The organism is Nitrospirota bacterium, assembly GCA_016214385.1.
In the GTDB taxonomy this organism is placed as follows: domain Bacteria; phylum Nitrospirota; class Thermodesulfovibrionia; order UBA6902; family JACROP01; genus JACROP01.
Genome location: JACROP010000046.1, coordinates 1 through 8,100 on the forward strand (window position 1 = coordinate 1; position 8,100 = coordinate 8,100).

6 protein-coding genes are annotated in these 8,100 nt (G+C 43.2%); 4 read left to right on the plus strand and 2 right to left on the minus strand.

The features are described from left to right. The first annotated feature begins 222 nt into the window (after window positions 1-222). The 4 genes from HZC12_03065 to HZC12_03080 all read left to right on the plus strand — a co-directional run bounded on the left by HZC12_03065 (window position 223) and on the right by HZC12_03080 (window position 5,631). A complete protein-coding gene (locus HZC12_03065) occupies window positions 223-1,440 on the plus strand; it encodes a (Fe-S)-binding protein (protein MBI5025707.1) in 1,218 nt (405 codons plus the stop codon). Between the two features lie 283 nt (window positions 1,441-1,723). Then, window positions 1,724-2,371, plus strand: a complete 648-nt coding sequence (gene fsa, locus HZC12_03070) for a fructose-6-phosphate aldolase (GenBank protein MBI5025708.1) — start codon at window positions 1,724-1,726, stop codon at window positions 2,369-2,371. Between the two features lie 27 nt (window positions 2,372-2,398). After that, window positions 2,399-2,608: a zinc ribbon domain-containing protein gene (locus tag HZC12_03075; protein ID MBI5025709.1), complete on the plus strand. Its 210-nt coding sequence runs from the start codon at window positions 2,399-2,401 to the stop codon at window positions 2,606-2,608. 140 nt (window positions 2,609-2,748) lie between these two features. Next, window positions 2,749-5,631, plus strand: a complete 2,883-nt coding sequence (locus HZC12_03080) for a S8 family serine peptidase (GenBank protein MBI5025710.1) — start codon at window positions 2,749-2,751, stop codon at window positions 5,629-5,631. Between the two features lie 328 nt (window positions 5,632-5,959). Here HZC12_03080 and HZC12_03085 read toward each other — a convergent pair whose 3' ends face one another. Beyond that, the gene (locus tag HZC12_03085) at window positions 5,960-6,883 is read right to left on the minus strand and encodes a thermonuclease family protein (protein MBI5025711.1); all 924 of its coding nucleotides are present in this window, start codon (window positions 6,881-6,883) and stop codon (window positions 5,960-5,962) included. A 61-nt stretch (window positions 6,884-6,944) separates the two neighbouring features. Further along, window positions 6,945-8,100, minus strand: a 1,156-nt coding sequence (locus tag HZC12_03090; protein ID MBI5025712.1) for an aconitate hydratase, incomplete at its 5' end; no start/stop codon positions are given.

Sequence of the window (8,100 nt, forward strand, 5' to 3'; positions counted from 1 at the left end):
CTGAACGGAGAGATTTCAACCCGAAAAATGCAATTGACCACAGAGGACACAGAGATAAATTTTAATAAAACTACAGAGATAAAGAATAACCACTGAGGCACAGAGAACAGAGTTGTAAATTGGGAAATGAGAAATAGGAAATGGGAAGTTATGACTGCACTTCTTACTTCTCAGTGCCTCTGTGTCTCTGTGGTTTTCTAAATGCATTATTTGGGTTAAATAGTGAACGAACTTCAATACTATAAAGAACTGTCAAGGTGTGTCAGGTGTGGGGCATGCAAAGCCATTTGCCCAACATATCTCGAAGACCTTGATGAGGCAATGGGCACAAGGGGAAGGCTTGCACTGCTTAAAGCCCTGAGAGATGGAAGACTCAGGGCAACGAGTGTAATGGCAAATATGGTCTTTAGCTGCATCCTCTGCGGGGCATGTAAGGGTCTCTGCCCGACCGGTGTAGACATACTTGAAGTCATCTATCATGGAAGGGCCAAGCTAAAAGGTGCATTCCGGAGGGGTTATTTTCTTACTGCTATTACAAAACTTTCGGTCTCGAGAATGGACTATATTTTTTCTATTCTGAGGAACTTTCAGAAGGTCATTTACCCTGTCCTTTACCGAAGCGGTATGATGCGATATGTACCGGAGATAGCCCAGCATCCTTTTAAAGAAAGGGTTCAGGTTTATAAAGTCGGTACGACTCGTTTCCGAGAAGGCAGAACAGTTGGCCGCGTAGCGATTTTTGCTGGCTGCAGTGTTAATTACTTTTACCCAACACTTGGAGAGGCCCTGCTCAGAGTGCTCCTCAAAAAGGGCTATGAAGTCATTGTCCTGAAGGGTGAGGTTTGTTGTGGAGCGCCGATGAGGGCCCTCGGTCTTGAGGAAGATGCAGCCACTCTCGCAAAAAAAAATGTTGAGCTTTTTGGTAAAATGAGATCAGAAGCTATTCTTACTATGTGTCCTACCTGCGCCATGACTATCAAAAATGAATATCCAATCATGATAGGTGATAGCATTGACAGGGTTATGGATATTAACCAGTTTTTTGTAGAAAAAGGGATTGCCGAGGGACTGAAGGTAGAGAAAAGAATTGCGGCCTATCATGACCCGTGCCATCTCCGCTATGGCCTTGGAATTAAAGAAGAGCCGAGAGCCCTCCTTAGAAATATCAAAGGACTTGAACTTATTGAGATGGAAGACTCAGAATGCTGTGGCTTTGGCGGCCTTTTCAATATGAGTTTTAAGAACCTTTCCAGGAGAATTGGACACAGAAAACTCAGGGCCTTTACGAATACAGGCGCAAATACCTTTATTACATCGTGCCCTGGATGTATGATGCAGCTTGAAGATATAAAGAGATCACCTGGTAAATCCGGGGCAGCCCCCGCTAATGTGAGGATAATGCATATTGTCGAGCTGGTGGACGAGGCACTCCGTGAGTAACAGGGGGCTTATATTTTACCCGAATCCAGGCATAAAGGTTTTAATAAGCAGGACTGGATTTAAGTTTTTTAAAAAGCTGGACAGGTTTCTGTTATAATAAAAACGAAGTATTAACAGTCTCATAATAGAATGAACAATCATCTCAATCTGTCTGTCATGCCCGAGCGCCTAAATCGGGCATCCAATCTGGGTTTTAAGACTCCTGGATTCCCGCTCAACACACTGCGGGAATGACGGAATGTTGTTACTATTATGAGACACCTTATAATACAGGAGGAATCTTATGAAATTTTTTATTGACACTGCCAATGTTAAAGAGATCAGAGAGGCATGGGATATCGGAGTTATTGATGGTGTTACAACGAATCCATCGCTCATATCAAAAGAAAATAGAAACCCGAGGGATTTGTTAAAGGAGATATGTGGGATAGTGGAAGGCCCGGTGAGTGCAGAGGCAATAAGCCTTGATATAGAAGGCATGGTGAAGGAGGCAAAGGAGTTGTCGGGGCTTCATCGGAATATAGTTGTAAAAATACCGATGACAAAAGAAGGACTCAAGGCAACCAAGATACTCTCAGGCCTGGGCATAAAGACAAATGTAACCCTGATATTTTCCCCGAGTCAGGCCCTCCTTGCGGCCAAGGCAGGTGCATCATATGTCAGCCCGTTTGTTGGCAGGATTGATGATATAAGCCACTACGGTATGGACATTGTCGGTCAGATTATTGAAGTCCTTGACAATTATGATTTTTCAACAGAGGTTATTGTTGCAAGCATACGAAACCCTCTGCATGTCGTTGAGGCTGCGAGAATGGGTGCCCACATTGCAACAATACCATTTGCAGTTATCGAGCAACTCTTGAGACACCCTCTTACTGACCTCGGGATTGTAAAGTTTTTGAAGGATTGGGAAAAGGTACCAAAGAAATAGTGAACAGTGAACAGTGAAGAGGAATAAATGCCGATTTTTGAATATAGATGTCAGGATTGTGGCGAGGATTTTGAAAAACTCCTGTACAGGGATTGTCCTGTTGATTGCCCGAAATGCAATTCAAAAAATGTGAAGAAGAAATTTTCTGTTTTTGGAATGAGCGGCGTGGAGAAACCTGCCTCGTCTAACTCTACTTGTTCAAGCTGTAGCTCATCATCGTGTAGCACGTGCAGGTAGCATCAAAAATTTCGGCGGGAGGGGTGGATAGTACTCATTCCTTTCTTGCAGGCAAGGTAGTTTTGGAAGCATGGTATTTTGTAAAATGAGAATGAGTCTATTAAACACTTTTCATCACACATGAAAGGAGGTAAATAACCATGGACAACGCTATGAGAAAAAGAAATTGGGTTGTCGTCTCTTTTATTTTTGTGTTCGCGATATTTTTTGCACCAGGAACGTTCGCAGAACAACCTGCGGATAAGCCGCCTCTGCCACGGCCATTACTCCGTAAGATGTATGGCCCCCACACACTAACGCAGAGACTCCAGATGCAGAAGGCGCAGGCTCCTAAGACCCAGCCACCTAAGCCTACTAAACCAGCCTGCCCACCAAACTGCGAGGAATTGCTTGAAAAAGCACGGAAATATGGTTTGGTACGTGTCATTGTAGGACTCAACATACCAGATTTACCTGATCCGATTCGTTTGCCTAAAGAAGAACGACCAAAAGCATTCCAGGCGCGAAAAGAGGCCATCGCTAAGGCTCAGGAACGATTACTGAAACGCATGGCAAAACATAAGATAGCTTACATCAAGAAATCTGAATATTTTCCGGACATGGCAATGACAATAGATGCGGCAGCATTAGAGGTTTTAATTGCAGATCCAGAAGTTCGTAATATAGGAGAAGATGTGCTTATGCGTCCAATGCTTCCACAAAGTGTCCCAATAATTGGCGCGGATCAGGCCCATGCAAAAGGTTTTACTGGTGCAGACTATACTGTTGCTATTTTGGATACAGGGGTGGATAATAGCCACCCCTTTTTAGCAGGAAAGGTTGTGGCGGAAGCCTGCTTTTCAACAAATGCTTTTGGTACTAACCCAGTAGATGGTACACCCTATACCGCTACGACTTTATGCCCAAATGGATCGATATCGCAAATTGGCAGTGGTGCTGCCATACTCTGTAATCTTCCTGGTTGTGATCATGGGACACATGTCGCTGGTATCGCTGCTGGAAATGGATCAACCTTTTCTGGCGTGGCAAAGGATGCAAACATTATTGCGATTCAGGTATTTACTCGGTTTGATGGAACTATCTGCGATCCAGAACCATCTCCATGTATAAGATCATATACATACGACCAAAGGCTGGCTTTGGATTACATTCTAACTCAGAGTAGCAATTACCAAATCGCAGCAGCCAACATGAGCCTTGGCGGTGGTCAATACACAAGCACTTGTGATTATGACCCTACTTATGTTGATATGAAAACCAGAATTGATGATCTCCGAAATGCCGGTATTGCTACAGTAATTGCCTCAGGGAACGAGGGTTATGTTAATGCCTTGTCAGCACCGGCTTGTATCTCCACAGCCATCAGTGTTGGGGCTACTACAAAAGCCGATACTGTTGCGGGTTATTCAAACAGCGCTTCATTTCTTAATCTGCTCGCACCAGGAGGAGATGGTAGCGGAACAATCGCAGATATTTTAAGTTCTGTGCCAGGCGGCGGATTTGACTATAAGGCGGGAACTTCTATGGCTGCACCGCATGTGGCTGGCGCCTTTGCCATCCTTAAATCGCAGTCGCCAACCGCAAATGTGAGTGATATATTATCTATATTGGAGTCTTCGGGTGTTGAAATTTTAGACTCACGCAATAATATCAGTAAGCCTCGTATATATTTAGAGAAAAATATTCCATGGGTCGCAAGGTATAATGGACCAAGTGGATTCCACGATATACCGACAAAGATTGCTATCGATATCTCTGGAAATGTCTATGTAACTGGTTACAGCTCTAACACTAATAGCGGTGTTAGCACAGATATTACCACCGTGAAGTACGATCCTAATGGCAAGCAACTATGGGTAGTAAGGTACAATAATGGTTATGCGTACGGCGAGCCCACAGGTCTTGTAGTAGATGCTTGGGGTAATGTCTATATAACTGGCTATTTCTGCATGCTCGATAGCGATAATTTTTGTGTGCGTAGTGATTATATCACTGTAAAGTATGATACCAATGGTAATCGACTCTGGGCGGCAACATATAATGAAGGGGGGATAAGCGTAGCAGCAGGTATCGCTTTAGACAGCTTAGGGAACGTTTATGTAACAGGCGGTAGCTGCCTTGGTACTTATGCTGATTGCTACGAGTCTCCGAATAACTCTTATACTACGATTAAATATAACACCGACGGTATTCAGCAGTGGGTAGCGAGATATGATACTCCAGGAGTGGACGACGGTGCTACGGCCGTAGCTGTAGACCCTTCAGGGAATGTATATGTGACCGGCTGGAGCTGTGTTAGTACTCAATCTGGTTGTGGTGGTGACTATCTTTACACCACGGTCAAATATGATTCTAACGGCAATCAACTTTGGACCGCAAATTATGGAAAAGATGTTGCTTATCCCCCAAGCGCTATTGCTGTGGACGGTTTAGGAAATGTTTATATTGCTGGCGGATCAGATGGTTACGTTACGATAAAATATACCCCTTCAGGCAAACGACGCTGGGTAAGGACTTATGGCTGCGGTGGCGCCACTGCCCTTACTGTAGATAGTTCTGGAAATGTCTATGTGACCGGTTACAATACTAACACAAGCTGTGGCGCCTCCAACCTCTATACCGATTATACCACAGTGAAGTATAATACAAACGGTAAAGGGATGTGGGTAGCAACTTATGTTGATGCCATAGAACATGATTTTGCTACAGACATTGCTTTAGATAGCTCAGGGAATGTCTATGTGACTGGTCAAATCTGCACCGAAAAAAGTTCAGAGGCAGTTACTTGTGTGAACTACGTTTTAGGTACAATAAAATATGACAATAATGGCAACCAACTGTGGATGAGGCGGCATCAAGTAAATAACCTGGAGTATATATTCTATCCATCTCTTGCGGTAGATTTCCCGGGAAATGTTTATGTAACAAGCACTAGCTGCAGCTTTAAGAACTGTCTTATCGACGATGGCTTTTTTACCGACTACGTCACCCTGAAGTATACTCCAGATAATAAAACGGAGTAGAGACTTGGCGTGTGGCTGGAGTGCCCCAAAAAGATTTGGGGGCGAGATGGATCATTCAACTTGCGTATGGCATTTTCCTGTTGTAGCCTGAAACTCGCCTAAAATCAGTTGTTTGAGTAATTTTGAAGCCTTGCGGTAGCGCACATATATCGCCTTAAAAATACTCCCTTACAGATTGCCTGCTCATAATGTAACCTCCCAGTTTTGATCCTTGCAGACCAATTTATTAGGGTTACATTATAAATGTCGCAACGATTATCCATATAGTTACATTTTATATGACTTAAGACGCGGTTTTTTCAATAAGTTGAGGAGATAAGATATAATTTTATTCTGATTTGAGTATCTTTATTTGCGAAGGGTTCTCTAAAATTATCTCAGCCCGGCCTTCGTGTTCTTTAATTTTGCCTGTTACATCGATTGTCCTGCCCCAATAATATTCATCAGGCGCTTTTGGGAATTTATGTCTGTCATCTGTAAAGATTACAGCAGTAAAGTTATCGGGGTCTTGAAAATTATTTTTACTATTTAGAAAAATGGCCTTACCGCTATCGTAGGATTTTCTTACAAAGAATCTGACAGTTTTCACCTCGCTTATATAATTTAGAGCCTCCTCTGGACAAATAGTGCCTTCATAACCACACGTTTTAGCTATCTCTTTATTTTTTCTTACCTTATCTTCCCATTCTTTTTGTTTTTTTGAGTTCCATAAACCTCGATTGTTTTTTCTTGCATCCCTTGCATATTTTCTAAAATCCTCTAAATACTGGAATGGATACTTTGTGTATGCAAAGGCATATCCCTGTTTTACAAGCTCTGCATTTACAAGGAAATTGTTTAACCAGAGATAGCGAAGTAATCTTCCATATTTATCTACATCTTGCGTCCTATCCCTATCCATCTTCAGGCAGACCGTTTTTCCTTCAACCCACCCTCTAAGCTTCCTGGTTGCCTCTTTGCCAAACCACTCAACATCCATCATTGGATGGACCGTTTCAGGGGTATCAATACCTATAAGCCTTACCTTAACCTCATCACCATTAATTAAAATCTTGTCGGAGATTCGCTCCGAAGCGGAGATTCGTACCGAAACGGTATCGCCATCAATGACTTTATGAATTGTTCTGTAATCGCATTCACTGGCAGTTCGGTGCGAATCTTCGATTTGTGCTGTTAAGGTGAAGAGGTGAAAAGGTGAAGGGGTGGAGAGGGATAAAAACAAGACAGTTATTATTAATAGTCTTCTGTTCATGGCAGGTAAACCCCGTTAGAGAGGTTCTCTCTAACGGGGTAAATCCCAAAGGCCATTTGAGTTACACGCCGCCTCTTTTACGCATATAATTTAAAAGTCCACCAGCAAGAATTATTTCCCTCTGTCTACCAGTGAGATTAAGTATTGCTTTATAGGTTTCACCCTTGCTTGTATTTACCACAGTTACTTCAGATGATTCCTTTATTTCTTTTGCGAGGTCAGGGAATTCTATGTTGCCACCCTGTTCAATAGCATTATAGGCTTTTTCTGATATTACAAGGGGCAGGATGCCAAAGTTTATCAGGTTATCCCTGTGGATGCGGGCAAAGGATTTTGCGAGGACTGCTTTAACACCAAGATACATTGGAGCAATTGCAGCGTGTTCCCTGCTTGAGCCCTGGCCATAATTGAAGCCGCCAAGGACAATTCCGCCACCTTCAGCCTTTGCCCTGACAGCAAAGGTTGGGTCAATAAGGGAAAATACATACTCTGAAATTGCAGGGATGTTGGACCTGAGGGGAAGGATTTTTGAACCAGCAGGCATTATGTCATCTGTTGTTATGTTGTCTCCTCCTTTTAAAAGCACCTTAGTCTTTAAAGACATCTCTAATGCCCATCGTAGTGGAAGGGGTTTTATATTCGGTCCCCTTTCAACGGCAACATTTTCAGGTGTCCTGGATGGAGGTATTATCATCGAATCATCAGCGATGTATTTCCCGGGCATTTCTATTCTAAGAGGTGCATCCAGGAAATCAAGGGGGCTTGTAATCACTCCTTTTATGGCTGATATAGCAGCAGTGGCCGGGCTACAGAGATATATCTGATCCCCTAAAGTTCCGCTTCTGCCTGGAAAATTTCTATTAAATGTCCTTAATGTTGCTGCACCTGTAGGAGGGGACTGCCCCATACCTATGCATGGGCCGCAGACGCATTCAAGGACCCTTGCCCCGGCGTCTATAAGATCTTTAAGTGCTCCATTTTTTGCAATCATCTGAAGGGCCTGTCTTGAGCCAGGACTTACTGTTAAACTTACATCAGGATGAACATGTCTTCCCTTTAAAATCCTGGTGACAAGCATGAGGTCCATATAAGAGGAATTAACACAGCTACCTATGCAGACCTGCTTTAAAGGTGTGCCTTCTATTTCGCTTACAGGTACTACCTTATCAGGGCTTGATGGAGTAGCAATAAGTGGCTCAATGGCAGTGAGGTCTATA

Excerpts from the sequence above, each read along its gene's own strand:
- fsa (MBI5025708.1), top strand. The coding sequence starts at position 1,724 with ATGAAATTTTTTATTGACACTGCCAATGTTAAAGAGATCAGAGAGGCA.
- HZC12_03075 (MBI5025709.1), top strand. The coding sequence starts at position 2,399 with ATGCCGATTTTTGAATATAGATGTCAGGATTGTGGCGAGGATTTTGAA.
- HZC12_03080 (MBI5025710.1), top strand. The coding sequence starts at position 2,749 with ATGGACAACGCTATGAGAAAAAGAAATTGGGTTGTCGTCTCTTTTATT.
- HZC12_03085 (MBI5025711.1), bottom strand. The coding sequence starts at position 6,883 with ATGAACAGAAGACTATTAATAATAACTGTCTTGTTTTTATCCCTCTCC.